Source organism: Asticcacaulis excentricus CB 48, from assembly GCF_000175215.2.
GTDB lineage: Bacteria > Pseudomonadota > Alphaproteobacteria > Caulobacterales > Caulobacteraceae > Asticcacaulis > Asticcacaulis excentricus.
Genome location: NC_014816.1, coordinates 163,247 through 179,190, shown reverse-complemented (window position 1 = coordinate 179,190; position 15,944 = coordinate 163,247). Strand labels below are relative to the sequence as shown.

The window sequence follows — 15,944 nt, the reverse complement described above, 5'->3', positions numbered from 1 at the left end:
GAGTGGCCTATTTCTCTAAGTAAGGATCGGCAATGCCGAGCCCGTGCAGGATCTTGCGCTCAAGGTCTTCCATCTCCTCGGCTTCGGGATCATTGATGTGATCATACCCCAAAAGATGCAAAGCGCCATGGACGCTGAGGTGGGCCACATGGGCCTTTAGCGTTTTTTTCTGCTCTTTGGCCTCGCGCACGCAGGTTTCGAACCCGAAAGCGATATCGCCGAGATGCGGGTGCATCATATCGGGCGCGGGAAAGGACAGCACATTGGTAGGGGCGTTCTTCTGACGGAATTCTTTGTTGAGCGCCTTCATTTCGGCGTCGTCGGTCAACAGCACCACCAGGTCAAGCTGTTCCTTCGCACCCAGATAGGCAAAGGTCGCCTCGATAGCGCCCGTCACCACCGCCGACACCTCCGGCAGGGCTTCAGTCCAGTTGTCGTGTTCGACCTCAATGTCGATCAGAGGGGCAAATTCAGTCATGCTTTTCGCTGTCATAGGCACGCACGATGCGCGCGACGAGTTCGTGGCGCACGACGTCTTCGGCGGTGAGGCGCGATACCCCTACCCCCTTCACGTCGTTCAGAAGGCCCACCGCGTGCACCAGTCCAGAATCCGAAGTGCGCGGCAGATCAACCTGCGACGGATCGCCGGTGACGACCATTTTCGAGCCTTCGCCCAGACGCGTCAGCACCATCTTCATCTGCTGTTTGGTGGTGTTCTGCGCCTCATCGACGATCACATAGGCATTGGACAGGGTGCGTCCGCGCATATAGGCCAGTGGTGCAACCTCGATCTCGTTACGCTCGCGGCGGCGACGCAGGCCTTCCGCGCCCAGGATGTCGTCGAGCGCCTGCCAGATCGGCATCAGGTAGGGATCGACCTTCTCATTAAGATCACCTGGCAGGAAACCCAGCTTTTCGCCAGCTTCAACCGCCGGACGGGTGATGACCAGACGATCCACCGCCCCCTTAAGCAGCAGTGACGTGCCGTGCGCCACGGCCATAAAGGTCTTGCCAGACCCTGCCGGCCCCAACCCGAAAGTCAGGTCGTTGCGCAGCAGTTGCTGATAGTATTTCGCCTGTCCCTCCGTCTTGGGCGCAATGGCGCCTTTGCGGCCCATCACGATCACATGCGACTGACCATGGTGGTCGGCCCAGACCGGTGACTTACCCGTCGGATTCTGAATCAGGGTGCGGACATCGACTTCGCTGATCTCTACCCCTTCGTCATAAAGCTCGGACAGGGCGTTGAGGATGACGTGGGCGCGTTGACGATCGCGCACCTTCCCCGTCACCTGAAACCCGCCGCCAGGCGTTTCGATCAGCACATGATAGGCGCCTTCGATCAAAGCCAGATAGCGCTGCGCCGGTCCAGACAGGGCCAGGACCTTGTCTTCGCTCAGTTCGATGAAATCTTCGGTGGCAAGGGTCAAGCGTGTACCTTTTCCAATTCCCCGATCAGAGAATTATTCCCCACGCCCACTATCTTCACCGGCACGATCTGACCGATCAGGTGCGCCGCGTCTTCGGCAAACACCGCGTGCAGCCAGGGCGAACGCCCGACGGCCTGTTGACCATAGCGACCCGGCTTTTCAAACAGCACGTCGATGGTTTGCCCAACAAGCGAAGCCTTAAAGGCCTGCGCCTGCTCATTGATCAGGGCCTGAAGCGCCTGAAGACGGCCATCGGCCACCGCCTCATCGACCTGCCCTGGCATGGCGGCGGCTGGGGTGCCTGGACGCTTCGAGTATTTGAACGAGAAGGCCGAGGCGTAACCGACGGTGCGGATCAGGTCCATCGTGTCTTCGAAATCTTTTTCCGTCTCGCCGGGGAAGCCGACGATGAAGTCGCCGGACAGGGCGATGTTTGGCACAGCGGCTTTCAGGCGCGCAATCAGGTCGATATAGGCCTGACGCCCGTGCTTGCGGTTCATGGCTCGCAGAATTTTGTCCGATCCCGACTGCACAGGCAGGTGCAGATAAGGCATGACCGCGGGGTTTTCCGCATGGGCGCGGATCAGCTCATCGGTCATATCGTTGGGGTGCGAGGTGGTGTAGCGGATACGGTCCAGCCCCTCAATCTCCGACAGAGCCTGCATCAGGCGCGGCAGGGTGGATTCCTCACCATCCGCCTCACGGCCGTTGTAGGCATTGACGTTTTGCCCCAGAAGCGTGATTTCGCGTACGCCTTTCGAGGCCAGCGAACGCGCTTCTTCAAGGATCGAGGCGACCGGGCGCGACCATTCGGCCCCGCGGGTATAGGGCACCACGCAGAAGGTGCAGAACTTGTCGCAACCCTCCTGAACGGTCAGAAAGGCCGTCGGGCCGCTCGCCTGACGCTCAGTCGAAAGGGCATCAAACTTGTCTTCCGGTGCGAAGTCGGCTTTCAGGCGCTCACCCTTGGCGCGGGTGGTGCGGGCAATCAGCTCAGGCAACTGGTGATAGGCCTGCGGACCCACGACCAGATCGACGGCCGGCGCGCGGTTCATGATCTCTTCGCCCTCAGCCTGCGCCACGCAGCCTGCGACCGCAATCGTCATGCGTCCTTCGCCGCGCGCTTCCTTTTCCTGACGCATCACCTTCAGACGACCGATCTCGGAATAGACCTTCTCGGCCGCCTTTTCGCGGATGTGGCAGGTGTTCAGCAGCACGAGATCAGCGCCTTCGGCCTGATCGGACACGGCATAGCCCAGTGGACGCAAAAGATCAGCCATGCGCTCACTGTCATAGACGTTCATCTGACAGCCGTAGGTTTTGATGTGCAGCTTTTTGGATGCGGCGGATGCGGTTTCACTCATGCGGTGCTTATGAGGTTTCAGGCGTCCTTTTTCAAGGCCAAACACCGGATTTTATCCACATGGTGTCGCACGATCCAAACTCTGACAATGACGCTTTTTGATTGTTATTGATCGATTTATATGATAATTTGATCGAATAAAAAGCAGAAGATCGCCACGTGCGGAGCTTTGCAAGTCGCGCGCTCCAACCGTCAGCGGACCCCTACGGGAGAGAGAGATGAGCCTTTCACGCCGGTCGGTTCTATACGCAGGTTTCGCTGTGCCCCTAGTCACCGGCGCCGCCCAGGCCGCATCGGGCCTGAGCCACAAACATCTGTCGGTCAGCGCACCTTTTGATATGCCGTCTCTTCGCGTACCCGATTTTTCGCGAGCCCAACGTTTCCCCATCACCGATTTTGGTGCCTCTACTGACGATCAGGCGGCCACAACAGCCGCCATCGCAAAGGCCATTGATGCCGCCCATAGGGCCGGTTCAGGGAATGTCATCGTTCCGCAAGGTATATGGCCCACCGGCAAGATAAACCTGAAGAGCCATGTCAACCTGCATCTATCTAAGGGCGCAACGCTGCTCTTTTCCGAAAAGCCGGAAGATTACCTACCGCCGGTCCAGACCTCATGGGAAGGGATTGAGTGTTTCAACTACTCACCACTGGTCTATGCGTTTGACTGCGAAAATGTAGGGCTTAGTGGCGAAGGTAAGCTGAAGGCAAAGCTCGATGTCTGGCAGGTTTGGTACAAGCGCCCGAAGCCACATATGGATGCGCTCGTGAGGCTTTACGATCTGGCCTATAAGGGTGTGCCTGTCGAAGCGCGTCAGATGGTTGAAGGTGAAAACCATTTGCGGCCGCATTTTGTGCAGTTTAACCGCTGCCGCCATGTGCTTATCGAAGACATTTCGATCGAAGACAGTCCCTTCTGGACGATTCACCCCCTGCTATGCCGTGACGTGGTAATCCGCCGCGTTAAGGTTCGCGCGCACGGCCATAATAATGATGGCGTTGATCCGGAAATGAGCCAGAACGTGCTTATTGAGGACTGCGTGTTCGACCAGGGTGACGACGCCGTATCCGTCAAGTCTGGCCGCGACATGGACGCTTGGCGACTGAACACACCGACAAAGAATGTCGTGATGCGCAATTGCCGCATCAAGAACGGCCATCAGCTAATGGCCGTCGGCAGCGAACTATCCGGCGGCATTGAAAACATCTTTGTCGATAACTGCCACTTTGTGGGTGATGGCAAAGGCGACGACGGCTGGGCAGTACCCATCAACAACCTGCTCTATGTCAAAACCAACGAACGTCGTGGGGGTTACGTCAAAAACATCCACATGCGCAATGTAAGTGCAACGAAGATTCAGGGCAGTCTTTTAGCCGTGGAAACCGATGTGCTTTATCAATGGCGCACCTTGCTGCCGACCTATGTGCGTAAACTCACGCCTATCGAGGGACTTTATCTGTCTGACGTGCGCGTGGAAGAGGCGAAACACCTTTGCCTGATTAAGGCCGAAACCGACATGCCGGTAAAAACCGTGTCCCTGCGTCGGCTACGCGCTAACACCCTGACAGACACGGCGATCAAGACGCAGAATGTTCAGGGGCTGGTCAACCGCGCCTGATCACTTGTCGTCGAGCGGCACGCCGTACAGTTCCAGCTTATGACCAACCAGCTTGTAGCCTAACTTTTCGGCGAGCGCGGTTTTCAGCTTCTCGATCTCTTCGTCGAAAAATTCGATCACTTCGCCCGATTTGATATTGATCAGGTGGTCATGATGGTCTTCACCCGCCTGTTCATAGCGCGAACGGCCATCACCAAAATCGTGGCGTTCGACGACGCCCGCCTCTTCGAACAAGCGCACAGTGCGGTAGACGGTGGCGAGCGAAATATGCGGATCAACCGCAGCCGCGCGGCGGTATAGTTCTTCAACATCCGGATGGTCGGTGGCCTGAGATAGCACACGGGCAACCACCCGGCGCTGATCGGTCATGCGCATACCTTTTTCGACGCATTGCTGTTCGATACGGTCCATGCGGCCCTCCCGGATTTATTGTTTACACATTGCGGCGTTGCGCCGCACCCCTATGGAATTAAGGGCAATCGTCTCAAACCGCAAGACTGAGAATAAGGGCGTCCACCAGCGCACCGCCGCGGCGGCTGTAATAGAGAGGGCGACGGCCGACCTGGCGAAAGCCCAGACCCTCATAAAGGGCGATGGCAGCGGGGTTGTCGACGGCCACTTCTAGAAACAGACTTCGGATCTGTTTATGCGCCAGATGCGCTATCAGGTGCTGCAATAGGGCACGCGCATGGCCGCGTCTTTGGACCCGCGGATCGGTGGCTATGGTCAGGATCTCTGCCTCATCCACGACGGCCGAAATCAGCACAAAAGCCTGAAGTGCGTCGCCGTCATAGAGGCCAAAGCAGGTATGATCTGCACGCTTTAAATATTCTGAAAAATCGGAATCTTTCCAGCCGAAATCGAAGGTCTGCGCGTGGATTTGTACCAGTCGCGGGTCGAATTCTTCGATATGGAGAATTTTGTTCATGCTTTCCGGAAGTTTCTTTTCTCAGCCGAAATTGACCACCGACTTGTCCGAAACCTTGGCATCCGCGTCGCGCATATAGAGCGGTGTCAGATCGTCATAGGCGGTCGTTGGCGCAAAGCACAGTCTCGCCATAGCCTTTAAGTCCGGCAAGACATCCGCGGCGATCTGTGCCTGCGGGTAGCGTTCTGCTAAGAGAGGCGCCGCCGAACCAATCAGCCAGTTCCAGTCGCCACCCGCGTCGATTTCATCTAATTTTACAATATCATACGATTTAATCGATGAAACCGAGTTATCGGCCTCAAGGCACTGGCAATAGACCTGCCCGCGCCCGGCATCGTGTGCGATCAGTCTGCGTTGATGGTCAAAATCCGCCGCCCGTCCCATCAACTCCAGGGTCGAAAACCCGCGTAGACCGATGCCTAGTCCGGACGCCATCCCTTTGGCAAAAGACAGCCCGACACGCAAGCCGGTAAACGACCCGGGCCCTAATGTAACACCCAGAATATCGACATCACGCGGATTTATTCCAGCTTTTTCGAAACATTTTAGAGCAGCGGAACCGATAAATTCCTGATGTCCACGCGTCATGCGCTCCGAGAGCGTTGCCACGTCAGAGACGGACCCGTCTTTATACGCGAAAAGACCCACCTGACAGGCGTTAATAGCCGTATCAATGACAAAGGCGAGTGCCAACTTACAGGACCTGTTCGATGGTTTTAACTTCCGGTACGTAGTGCTTCATCAGAGATTCCACACCCTGGCGCAGCGTGGCCGATGAGGACGGGCAGCCCGAGCAGGCCCCGCGCATGTGCAGATAAAGCGTTCCGGACTCGATGTCGAAATGTTCAAATTCGATATCGCCGCCATCCTGCGCCACGGCGGGACGCACGCGCGTATCGAGTAAGTCTTTGATCTCCAGAACGATTTGCGCAACCTCCCCCTCATAGGTGCGCTCATTGACGGCGCCCTCCTCATTAAGGATAGCGCGACCGGATGCATAGAAGTCCATAATGGCGGCTAAAATGGGTGCCTTGATCTGCGCCCAGATCAGACCCGCTTCTGCGTCGCGCTTCACCGTGAGAAAGTCAGAGCCGAAATAGACGCCCGAAACGCCGTCAATCTGAAACAGCGACAGGGCCAGCGGAGATTTCTCTGCATCGGTCTCGGTACGAAATTCCATAGACCCTTTGCCCAGAACCTCGCGGCCGGGGATGAATTTCAGGACATCGGGATTAGGCGTGGCTTCGGTCTGGATAAACATGAGCGACTTTCCGGGTAAATCTCACGCTCAAATGGGGGTAAACGCAGACGATGGCAAGAGGGCTTTGAATGAGCCCCTCCCCTGATTTGAATGGAAGGGCTTGCGCCTACATCAACTCTTCGATCGCTTCGTCGCTGATGTCACCCGGCACCACGGTTACCGGCACAGGCCGCGTGCCACCCAGCGTCCCTACCCCTTCGCGGACCAGCAGATTAACCAGCGGACCAGGATTGCCGCCCGACGCACCGATGACGATGATCTTGATATCACGGTCGGCGATCAGGACTTCGCGGATGGCATCCTTCATCTGCCCCGTCTTGATGATGATTTCCGCCGGACGCCCGGACTTGACCGCCGCTTCGTCGGAAAGGGTGGACAAAAGCGTCTCCGCCTCTTCGCGCTGTTCGCGCTCGATTTCATCACGCACCCCCGCCCACTGGCTATAGTCGGTGGGCGGTAGCACGCGCAGCAGGGTGACCATGCCCTGCGTCACGCGTGCGCGCACCGAAGCATAGCTGAGCGCTGCCCGGAATTCGGCGCTGTCATCGGCGATGACCAGAAACTTTCTCATAGTTTCTGTACCCACTGACGCAAGGCGGCATTGACAATGCTCAACTTGGCGAAGCTCCAGCCGGCACCCGTACTTTCGATTTCACTCAGAAGAGACTGCAACGGTGCCACCTGTGCGGCCTGTGCCTCAGCCCAGGCCTTAAGACCCTGAGCGTCACGACGCACAGCGGCCACGACCGACTTCTGTTCGGCGTAGATGTCTTCAATAAGCCGGCGGATGGCCATGCGGTCCCACGGATCAGCCGAATAAAGCTCTCCCGCTCCGGCGCGCAGACGGTCAAAGCCAAAGCGTTCCCCCGTCGCTAAATAGAGGCGCGCCGCGTCGACGACATCCCCCCCGTCGGCCAGGTCCACCATATCGATGGCGCTTGTCCACGACAACAGAGCCGACACCCGGCGCGACAGGTCTTCAGGCGCACCGGCGCTAATCAGTTTTTGCGCCCGTGCCTCAACGCGCGCCGCTTCGTTTGGACTGAGCACGCCTTGTGCGGACATCAAAGTGGCAATGCCCGTCTGATAGGCGTTGATCACTTCAGTCAGGGTCTCCGGGCGACCGGCGAAACGACGGGCAATGAAATAGACCTGACGGCGAAGGAACGTGGCGATGGCGTTATAAAGCGCCGTCTGAGCCGCTGCGGGAATCTGTGCATCCAGCGCCGACACCTCAGCCCACAGAGCATCGGTCTCGAACAGACGCCGCGCGCCTTCAAACGACAGGGCCAGCGCCCCGGCGTCCACCGCCGCCGCCTTTTGCAAACGCAGCGGGAAGCTGGGGCCCAGAATATTGATCATCTCATTGCACAGAACCGTGGCCACGATTTCGCGGTGCAGACGGTGGGCGCGGATGTCGTCAATAAAGCCGTGCAGTGGCTTGGGGAAATAGTCGATCAGGGCCTCTTCGAAGACCGGATCGTCGATAGCGGTCGTCTCAATGAGATCGTCGAACAGCACGATCTTGCCATAGGCCAGTACGACCGCCAGTTCCGGACGATAGAGCCCGGCATTTTGCGCCTTACGCGCCTCCAGTTGCGCATTGGTGGGCAGCCCTTCGACCTTGCGGTCGAGCTTGCCGCGCTTTTCGAGCGCCGTCATGAAAGCCTGCATCGAGGCATTGTCGCTGAGGGCCGTCGATTCCAGAAGGGTCAGGGCCAGTGTCTGGGCATAGTTATCCTTCAAGACCAGATGCCCGACCTCATCGGTCATTTCGGCCAGCAGAACATCGCGCGCTTCAAGTGTCATGCGACCGGACTGCACGAGGCGCCCCAGCAGGATCTTGATATTGACCTCGTGGTCCGAACAATCGACGCCCGCCGAATTGTCGATGGCGTCGGTATTGAGCTTCACGCCCTGCGCCGCCAGCGCGATCCGACCGGCCTGAGTGATACCGAGATTGGCCCCCTCCCCGATTACGGCGGCACGGATATCGCCGGCATCGACGCGGATGGCGTCATTGGCCTTGTCGCCGACCTCAAGGTGCGACTGCGACGCCGCCTTGATATAGGTGCCGATGCCCCCGAAATAGAGCAACTCCGCCGGGGCACGCAAAATGGCCTGCATCAGCTCAAACGGCGTCAGGCTCGTGGCCTGAATATCGAGCGCCGCGCGGATTTCCGGCGTCAGCTCAATCGACTTCAGGCCGCGCGAAAAGACGCCGCCGCCCGCCGAAATCTTCGCCTTGTCATAGTCCTGCCAGCTTGAGCGCGGCAGGGCGAACAGACGCTCACGCTCGGCAAAGGACACGGCCGGATCGGGGTTCGGGTCGATGAAGATGTCACGGTGATCAAAGGCCGCGATCAGCTTTGTCTGCTTTGACAGCAACATGCCGTTGCCGAAGACATCGCCCGACATGTCACCGACGCCGACCGTGGTGAAGGTCTCGCTCTGGATGTCCTTGCCGCGTTCGCGGAAGTGGCGCTTGACCGCTTCCCACGCGCCGCGCGCCGTTATTCCCATGACCTTGTGGTCGTAGCCAACGCTGCCGCCCGACGCGAAGGCGTCGTCCAGCCAGAAGCCGTAATCGCGCGCGACGCCATTGGCGATGTCGGAGAAGGTTGCCGTGCCCTTGTCCGCCGCGACGACCAGATAAGGGTCTGGCGCGTCCCAGCACACCACGTTCTTTGGCGCGATAATGCCGCCCTGGGCATCGAGATTGTCAGTGATATCAAGCAGACCCGACAAATACATTTTGTACGCCCGCACCGCCTCGGCGCGGATCGCGTCCGGCGCGCCCCCGGCCGGGAGCTGCTTGGGATAGAAGCCGCCCTTGGATCCGACGGGCACGATGACGGCGTTCTTCACCTGCTGCGCCTTGACGAGGCCCAGCACCTCGGTGCGGAAATCCTCCTTACGGTCGGACCAGCGCAGACCCCCGCGCGCCACGGGCCCAAAGCGCAGGTGCACGCCTTCGACCACCGGCGACCAGACGAAAATTTCGCGATAGGGCTTGGGATCAGGCAGGTCGGCCAGTTCGCGCGAGGCGATCTTGAACGAGATGTAGCCCCTGTTCTGGTAATAGTTGGTGCGCTGGATGGCCCCGATCAGGGCCGCAAGACGCCGCAGGACGCGGTCGTGCTCCAGAGACGTCACACCCTGAAGCAGGGTGTTGATGCGGTTAAGCGCCGCCTCGACCTCGACCTTGCGCGTATCGATGGGCGTGTCATTGACGGCGAATTTCAGATCAAACAGATAGACCAGCGCCGCCGCCACATCCGGATACGCGCGAAGAGCCTGCTGTTGCACAATGGCGCTGGGGTCTAAGCCGGACTGACCGCGATATTTACACAGAGCGCGCAAAAGGGCGGCCTCGCGCCAGCTCAGGCCCAGAAGCGTCAGGGCATTGAAGCCGTCAATCTCTGTTTCGCCACGCCACAGCGCCATCAATGCCCCTTCGAAATCCTCGCGGAAATCGGCAAAGGCTGTCGGGTGCGCGGCAGGTAACTGCACGATAAATTCGTGGATAAAGTGGCGCGGTACGTCGGTGGATTCGATGCGGTGACCGAACTCTTCCAGCGTTTTCAAACCCATGCGCTCCAGCACCGGCAAGATGTCGGACAGCGGAATAGCGGTTTCGGCGCGGTCATACAGTTTCAGGGAGAAGCGGTCGCTCGCCCCCTGCGGCTGCCAGGCGCGCACGGTGAGCGGGTGCGCCTCATCCAGGCCTGCCAGAATGGCGATATCGGTGACGGCCTCAGCAATGCCATAGCGTTCCTGATAGGCAACGGGGATGGCGCGCGCCCATTTCACATAATCGGTCTGCGTCTGGCCGGCCTCCAGAGCGGCGTCCTCAACACGCTGCGCCCAGTCGAGCGTCAGATCGGTCACTCGGTCTTCGATATCGGCGAGATTGGGGTCGGGATGGCCGCCCGGCGTCACACCGATAATGTAGTGGATGCTCGAGAGCGCACCGCCCGTAACAAACGGATAAAGGGCGCTGACGCGGCCACCGAAGCCTTCGGCAAGCAGTTGCCCTGCGCGTTCCTGCACCGAAACGCTATAGGTATCGCGCGGCAGATAGAGGAGCACCGAAATGAAGCGGTCAAACGGATCACGCCGCGCAAACAGACGCACGCGCGGTCGGTCGGAAATGTGCAGTACGCCGCGCGTGATGCGTAAGAGGTCGCTTTCCTGAATCTGGAACAGCTCATCGCGCGGATAGGTTTCAAGGATATTCTTCAGGCGCTTTTCGGCATAGCCACCGTTGTTGAAGCCCAACCGGCGCGATTCGTTTAAGACGTGATCGCACTTCTTGCGGATCAGGGGGACTTCGAAGGCGGGACGGTCATAGGCGTCCGAGGTGAACAGACCGACAAAGCGCGTTTCGCCCGACGGTTTGCCATCGGCGCCATAATGCTTGATAGATATATAGTCCATATAGACGCGGCGATGCACGCGCGACTTCAGATTGCCCTTGGCCACGGTGACGGGCTCGGAGCTGGCCAGATGGCTGAGAAGCTCACGGCTGAGGATGGCCGGTTCCGACCCGCGACGCAGGATGGCACGTTTGTCGCGCAGGACGCCGTATTCTTCCTGTAACAGGTTCAGCGGCTCTTCGGCGACGTAATTGCCGTCGGGGCTGCGCGGATAGACATAGGTGCGCGCCCCCAGAAGGACGAAGTGGTTTTCTGACACCCAGCGCAGGAAGGCCAGTTCTTCCTGCAGCACGGCCGGATCGATCTGCACCACCGGGTGCAGGCTCAGGGCTTCCAGCGCCGTCATCTCCTCAGCCAGCAAGGCCTGCATGCGGGGGAAGTCGTGCACGGCGGCGCGCAGGTCATTCAGCGTCCTCTCCACGCCCGACAAGATAGCGGCGTGTTTTTCAGCGGGCTGGCGACCGACAAAGACCAGCATCAGGGATTCGGTGACCGCCTTGCCACTGCCGCGCTGGCCCTTGTCGTCGCGGTTAACGGTGACGACCGGGTGGAACATGGAGCGGATGATCAGGCCCTGGTCAATCAGTTCGCCCATGACGCTTTCAACGATGAACGGCGCGTCGGGCTGAACAATCTCAACGACGTCAAGGGCGCTGTTGACAGGGGTAATGGTCTTCAGGGCCCCGGCCCCGTCGCGCACCGCGGCGCGGCCCCAGGATTGGGCAAACAGGCGGCCCACCTCTTCGAGGCTCAGTTCGGGCATCTCTTCCGGATCATAGTCTTCCAGGCACTGGGCGAGAAAGCTGCGCGCCGCATCATCCGCCGGACCCGTGAGCGCTGCGGTGAAGGCCGCCTCTATGCCTGCCCGCGCATCCGCGACAAGGGCGTCAAGTTCGGTCGAAAGGCTGAGGTCGTCCATGAATTCCATCCACTGCACTTTAGGGCGTGGCTTGGCTCAGATTGAAGCCAAACACCGCTCTAACCCTTGTTCGTTGCGCATTTGGACCCGAATACCGTTTCACACTTTCGGAATGCGCTTTATGGCGCGAGGCTAAGCGTCACACCTATATAATAGGTGAATTATCCGCCAAAAGCACAGGCGAAGACAACGGCTTGGGGAAAATAAAGTTTCTGACGAAACGGAATGGGGTCATGCGTTCATCGTCCGCCTGAAAGGATAAGCCGCTCACCCGGTCTGGCGGGTGAGCGGCTTCTTCGGAGCCACCCTTTATGGGGGGAAGGGCCACCCCGGGAATGGCTGCGCGGCCTATGGGGGGAAGCGGCGCAAACCACGACTCATCGCTGAGCTGTCTCGATAGTAGCACGCAGGCCCGATGACACTAATCAGGCCTGATCGCGCGGTTATCACTTCTGTGTGAGAGAACTGTGTTCTTTGGTGTTGGTGCGGCGCAATTGAAATACCTTTTGCCAAAGGCGTTCGCGACGCTTTATTCATGGGTTTACGACACAGGATAACGACATGACCCAGGGAATCGATATCGGCTTTTCCGCCGACAGCCATCAGACGCTTCTGCTCAACCGCGCCAACCGTCACGGCATAGTGGCTGGCGCGACGGGTACGGGTAAAACGGTGACGCTTCAGGTGCTGGCGCAGGCTTTTTCTGACGCTGGCGTGCCCGTCTTTGCCGCCGATGTGAAGGGTGACTTGTCGGGGATCAGCTTGCCGGGCAATCCAAATGAAAAGCTTCTGGCGCGCGCACAGGAAATGGGGATCGAGCTTAAGCCCGCCGCAGCCCCCGTCGTCTTCTGGGACCTGTTCGGCCAAAAGGGCCACCCGATACGCACCACGATTTCGGATATGGGTCCGCTGCTTTTGGCGCGCCTGTTCCAGCTCAATGAGGTGCAAGAGGGCGTGCTGAACATCGTCTTCCATGTCGCCGACAAGGAAGGGCTGCTGCTGCTTGACCTTAAGGACCTGCGCGCCATGCTCAACCACGTGGCCGATAATGCCAAGGCGATCAGCGCCCAGTACGGTCAGGTGTCCCCCGCCTCTATCGGTGCCATTCAGCGTCAGGTACTGGCGCTCGAAAGTCAGGGCGGCGAGCAGTTTTTTGGTGAACCGGCCCTGCGTCTGGAAGACCTTATGCGTACCGATATTTCCGGCAAGGGCTATGTCAATGTGCTGGCCGCCGACAAGCTGATCGGCAGCCCCCGCCTCTATTCGACCTTTCTTTTATGGCTGCTGTCCGAACTGTTCGAGGTGATGCCCGAAGTCGGCGACCCCGAAAAGCCGCGCATGGTCTTCTTCTTTGACGAGGCGCATCTTCTGTTTGATGAAGCGCCCAAGCCGTTGCTGGAAAAGATCGAGCAGGTGGTGCGCCTGATCCGGTCCAAGGGTGTCGGCATCTATTTCGTCACGCAAAACCCGGCGGACGTGCCGGATTCGGTATTGGCGCAACTCGGTAACCGCATCCAGCACGCCCTGCGTGCCTATACGCCTGCCGAACAAAAAGGGCTGAAAGCCGCGGCACAGTCCTTCCGTCCCAACCCGGCCTTTGACACCATCGAGGCCATTCAGGGTCTGGGTGTCGGAGAGGCGCTGATCTCGGTGCTCGACGAAAAGGCCTCGCCCACGGTCACGGCCAGATCAAAAATCCGCCCGCCGGCGTCGCGTCTGGGGCCCGCTACCGAAGCTGAGCGTGCCTCTATCATCGCCAAATCACCGGTATCGGGCATGTACGACACTTTGCGCGATCGTGAATCCGCGTTTGAGCTGTTGACGGCACGTGCCAAGACCGAAGAGAGCGAAGCGGTTGAGGTCGAAACTACCCGCGCCGAAAAGACCGAAAAGCCGGAAGTGCATAAACCTTCAGCCACGGAAAAAGCCGTCACCTCGGTCGCCGTCTCCGTTATCCGCACCATCGGCGTGACGCTGGGTCGTGAACTGGTTCGCGGGCTTCTGGGGTCGATGAAAAAGCCCACGCGCACCACGCGACGCAGATAGATCTCTGGCAGAAGATGTAAGCAAACACCCCTTACGTCTGCTCTGAGTGCCGGCCGCCGCCTCCCGCCGCATCGCTTGTCTTTCAGGGAAGAGGATATGGTTAACGCTTTTTTACCGGTTGCCGCGTCAAGAGTGGGGTCATGGTTGCCCCGCTCCTTGCCCTTATTGCCTGGTCACTGATTGTCCTCGTCTGGCTCTATGTCCGGCGCATACCCGCCATGCTGCAACTGGGGCAGGACTTTCAGTTGTTTGCCGATAAGCGCCACCTGTTCCGCCTGCCCGCCGATGTACGCGCCGTGGCGGACAACTATACCCACCTTACCGAACAGCCGACGCTGTTTTACGCCCTCAGTCTGGGGATTCAGGTGTCCGGTTTAGCCGATCAGTTGTTCGTGGTTCTGGCGTGGATCTACGTGCTTTTGCGCATTGTCCACAGTCTGGTGCAGGGCATCGGCAACCACGTCATCCTGCGCTTTTGCGTGTTTGCCGCCAGCACCGGCATACTGGCCTATATGACGCTGCGCGCCATCCGGCTGGTGTTTGACTTTTAAAGGGGTCCAATGAAACGCGGCCGCATATTTTACATGTATCTCGCGTTCTTTGGGTTAAGCATTGCGGGCGCGTTGATCCAAAGCATCTATGTGTTTTTTGCTGCACCAATTGTAGCGATTGTCATATTCATCAGCTTCGATAACTGGCGCGACATGTACCGAAGGCATAAGCAGAAGCGTTCAGAAAAATAGCAGATCATTCCGCCGGAACGATACGCCACAGGCGCAGCTTGTGCTTGACGCGCCCGGCTTCGCGGCCCGCGCGGTCGCCGTGACCCATATAGAGGTCGGCGCGAATCTTTCCGCGAATGGCCCCACCCGTGTCGAGGGCCGCCACCAGGCGGCGGTAGGCGGGGAAGGCGCCGCTGAGCGAACCCGCATCCGCATCGACCCAGTACAGATCACCATAAGGGTGGAAAGACGGATCAATGGCAATGGCCGCGCCAGCGGGCAGCGGGATCGCCGCGGCGCCCAACGGCTCCATCTTAGTCATATCCATTGAAAAGAAGGCATAGCGCGGGTTCTGGTTCATGACCTCCTGCGCCACCGGGCCGCGATTATCGGCCAGCCATTGGCGAATAGCCTCGCCGGAAGTTTGTTCCTTCTTCATCAGACCGCGTTCGGTCAGGGTCTTGGCAATCCCTACAAACGGCAGGCCATTATCAGCGGCATAGGCCGCCATGAAGCGCGTCCCGTCTTCGAGCGTCAGATAGCCAGAGCCCTGAATCTGCATAAAGAAATAGTCTTCGGGCCGCATATAATAGGCCTGGCCCGTGACCGGTTGGGCCTCGATTTCAGCGCGCGTGTAATAAGGCACATAAAGCTCGCCGGCCCGGCGCGCCGCAAAGCGTTTGCCTGCCGGCTGTGGAGGGGTCATTTGCGCCCCATCGACCAATACCAGGTCGGCGGGTTTGGTACGGACGGGTTGCGAAAACTCGCGCGAAGGGGTGGTGGTCGCCGGGTATTCCGGCACGAAATAGGCCGTTAAAAGCCCCTCGCCTTCGATGCGTTCGACACGAAAGCGGGCCTCAAGCCATTGCTTGATTTCTTCCGGCTGTTCAAACGCCTGTGTCTTAAGCGCATCGCAGGCCCGGGCGTATTGGCGCCCCTGACGATAGGCACAGGCCCCGCGCACGGCTTCAAGGGCAATAAAGGGGTCCGTCTCCCCCCAGCCTGGCAAAGCCGAAAGACTTTGTGACGGCCGCGACGCGAGAGGCTCAGACGGAGGAGGCGTCGGCACCGGCTGTGGGTCTGTCTCGGGGACGGGCGGTGACGGTAGGGGTGACGGGCCCACCGGAGGCTTGGGTGTTTCGACGCACGCCACCAGACTCAGCGCCGCCATGGACACGCATCCATAGGCGAGCAGACGCCGTGCGACGGTCAGCACC

Annotated in this window: 13 protein-coding genes; 3 read left to right on the top strand and 10 right to left on the bottom strand. The window is 59.2% G+C overall.

Annotation, left to right across the window (positions count from 1 at the left end; genetic code table 11):
- Positions 1-7: 7 nt before the first annotated feature.
- Genes ybeY through miaB form a run of 3 tightly spaced genes read right to left on the bottom strand, consistent with a single transcriptional unit; the run spans position 8 to position 2,794 of the window.
- Positions 8-478, bottom strand: a complete 471-nt coding sequence (ybeY, locus tag ASTEX_RS00815) for an rRNA maturation RNase YbeY (protein ID WP_013477703.1) — start codon at positions 476-478, stop codon at positions 8-10.
- On the bottom strand, positions 471-1,430 hold the full coding sequence (locus ASTEX_RS00810) for a PhoH family protein (protein WP_013477702.1): 960 nt from the start codon (positions 1,428-1,430) through the stop codon (positions 471-473). The genes ybeY and ASTEX_RS00810 overlap by 8 nt, the downstream gene beginning before the upstream one ends.
- Positions 1,427-2,794 (bottom strand): tRNA (N6-isopentenyl adenosine(37)-C2)-methylthiotransferase MiaB, encoded by a 1,368-nt coding sequence (gene miaB / locus ASTEX_RS00805; RefSeq protein WP_041658393.1) that lies wholly within the window; start codon positions 2,792-2,794, stop codon positions 1,427-1,429. The genes ASTEX_RS00810 and miaB overlap by 4 nt, the downstream gene beginning before the upstream one ends.
- Positions 2,795-3,011: 217 nt before the next feature.
- On the opposite strand from miaB, the gene ASTEX_RS00800 reads away from it, so the two are divergent.
- The gene (locus ASTEX_RS00800) at positions 3,012-4,412 is read left to right on the top strand and encodes a glycoside hydrolase family 28 protein (RefSeq protein ID WP_013477700.1); all 1,401 of its coding nucleotides are present in this window, start codon (positions 3,012-3,014) and stop codon (positions 4,410-4,412) included.
- Here the strand turns inward: ASTEX_RS00800 and ASTEX_RS00795 are convergent, their stop codons facing one another.
- The 6 genes from ASTEX_RS00795 to ASTEX_RS00770 form a co-directional block, all read right to left on the bottom strand.
- Positions 4,413-4,823: a Fur family transcriptional regulator gene (locus ASTEX_RS00795; protein ID WP_013477699.1), complete on the bottom strand. Its 411-nt coding sequence runs from the start codon at positions 4,821-4,823 to the stop codon at positions 4,413-4,415.
- A gap of 73 nt (positions 4,824-4,896) precedes the next feature.
- Positions 4,897-5,340 carry a ribosomal protein S18-alanine N-acetyltransferase gene (gene rimI / locus ASTEX_RS00790; RefSeq protein ID WP_013477698.1) on the bottom strand — a complete coding sequence of 148 codons (444 nt, stop codon included), beginning with the start codon at positions 5,338-5,340 and terminating at the stop codon, positions 4,897-4,899.
- A gap of 21 nt (positions 5,341-5,361) precedes the next feature.
- Positions 5,362-6,033 (bottom strand): tRNA (adenosine(37)-N6)-threonylcarbamoyltransferase complex dimerization subunit type 1 TsaB, encoded by a 672-nt coding sequence (gene tsaB, locus ASTEX_RS00785; RefSeq protein WP_013477697.1) that lies wholly within the window; start codon positions 6,031-6,033, stop codon positions 5,362-5,364.
- A gap of 1 nt (position 6,034) precedes the next feature.
- On the bottom strand, positions 6,035-6,601 hold the full coding sequence (locus tag ASTEX_RS00780; RefSeq protein ID WP_013477696.1) for a NifU family protein: 567 nt from the start codon (positions 6,599-6,601) through the stop codon (positions 6,035-6,037).
- A gap of 106 nt (positions 6,602-6,707) precedes the next feature.
- Positions 6,708-7,172, bottom strand: a complete 465-nt coding sequence (locus ASTEX_RS00775) for a universal stress protein (protein ID WP_013477695.1) — start codon at positions 7,170-7,172, stop codon at positions 6,708-6,710.
- Positions 7,169-11,959, bottom strand: coding sequence for an NAD-glutamate dehydrogenase (locus tag ASTEX_RS00770; protein WP_013477694.1), 4,791 nt, complete (start codon positions 11,957-11,959; stop codon positions 7,169-7,171). Before ASTEX_RS00770 ends, ASTEX_RS00775 begins: the two co-directional genes overlap by 4 nt.
- A 561-nt stretch (positions 11,960-12,520) precedes the next feature.
- Here ASTEX_RS00770 and ASTEX_RS00765 point away from each other — a divergent pair.
- Entirely contained in the window at positions 12,521-14,005 is a 1,485-nt protein-coding gene (locus ASTEX_RS00765; RefSeq protein ID WP_013477693.1) for a helicase HerA-like domain-containing protein, read from the top strand.
- Between the two features lie 140 nt (positions 14,006-14,145).
- Complete coding sequence (locus ASTEX_RS00760) at positions 14,146-14,556, top strand: MAPEG family protein (protein ID WP_013477692.1); 411 nt, start codon at positions 14,146-14,148, stop codon at positions 14,554-14,556.
- Positions 14,557-14,752: 196 nt separating this feature from the next.
- Here the strand turns inward: ASTEX_RS00760 and ASTEX_RS00750 are convergent, their stop codons facing one another.
- Positions 14,753-15,943: an MltA domain-containing protein gene (locus ASTEX_RS00750; protein ID WP_245532513.1), complete on the bottom strand. Its 1,191-nt coding sequence runs from the start codon at positions 15,941-15,943 to the stop codon at positions 14,753-14,755.
- Position 15,944 lies beyond the last annotated feature (1 nt).

Excerpts from the sequence above, each read along its gene's own strand:
- ASTEX_RS00775 (WP_013477695.1), bottom strand. The coding sequence starts at position 7,172 with ATGAGAAAGTTTCTGGTCATCGCCGATGACAGCGCCGAATTCCGGGCA.
- ASTEX_RS00800 (WP_013477700.1), top strand. The coding sequence starts at position 3,012 with ATGAGCCTTTCACGCCGGTCGGTTCTATACGCAGGTTTCGCTGTGCCC.
- rimI (WP_013477698.1), bottom strand. The coding sequence starts at position 5,340 with ATGAACAAAATTCTCCATATCGAAGAATTCGACCCGCGACTGGTACAA.
- ybeY (WP_013477703.1), bottom strand. The coding sequence starts at position 478 with ATGACTGAATTTGCCCCTCTGATCGACATTGAGGTCGAACACGACAAC.
- ASTEX_RS00760 (WP_013477692.1), top strand. The coding sequence starts at position 14,146 with ATGGTTGCCCCGCTCCTTGCCCTTATTGCCTGGTCACTGATTGTCCTC.
- ASTEX_RS00780 (WP_013477696.1), bottom strand. The coding sequence starts at position 6,601 with ATGTTTATCCAGACCGAAGCCACGCCTAATCCCGATGTCCTGAAATTC.
- miaB (WP_041658393.1), bottom strand. The coding sequence starts at position 2,794 with ATGAGTGAAACCGCATCCGCCGCATCCAAAAAGCTGCACATCAAAACC.
- ASTEX_RS00795 (WP_013477699.1), bottom strand. The coding sequence starts at position 4,823 with ATGGACCGTATCGAACAGCAATGCGTCGAAAAAGGTATGCGCATGACC.
- ASTEX_RS00765 (WP_013477693.1), top strand. The coding sequence starts at position 12,521 with ATGACCCAGGGAATCGATATCGGCTTTTCCGCCGACAGCCATCAGACG.
- ASTEX_RS00770 (WP_013477694.1), bottom strand. The coding sequence starts at position 11,959 with ATGGACGACCTCAGCCTTTCGACCGAACTTGACGCCCTTGTCGCGGAT.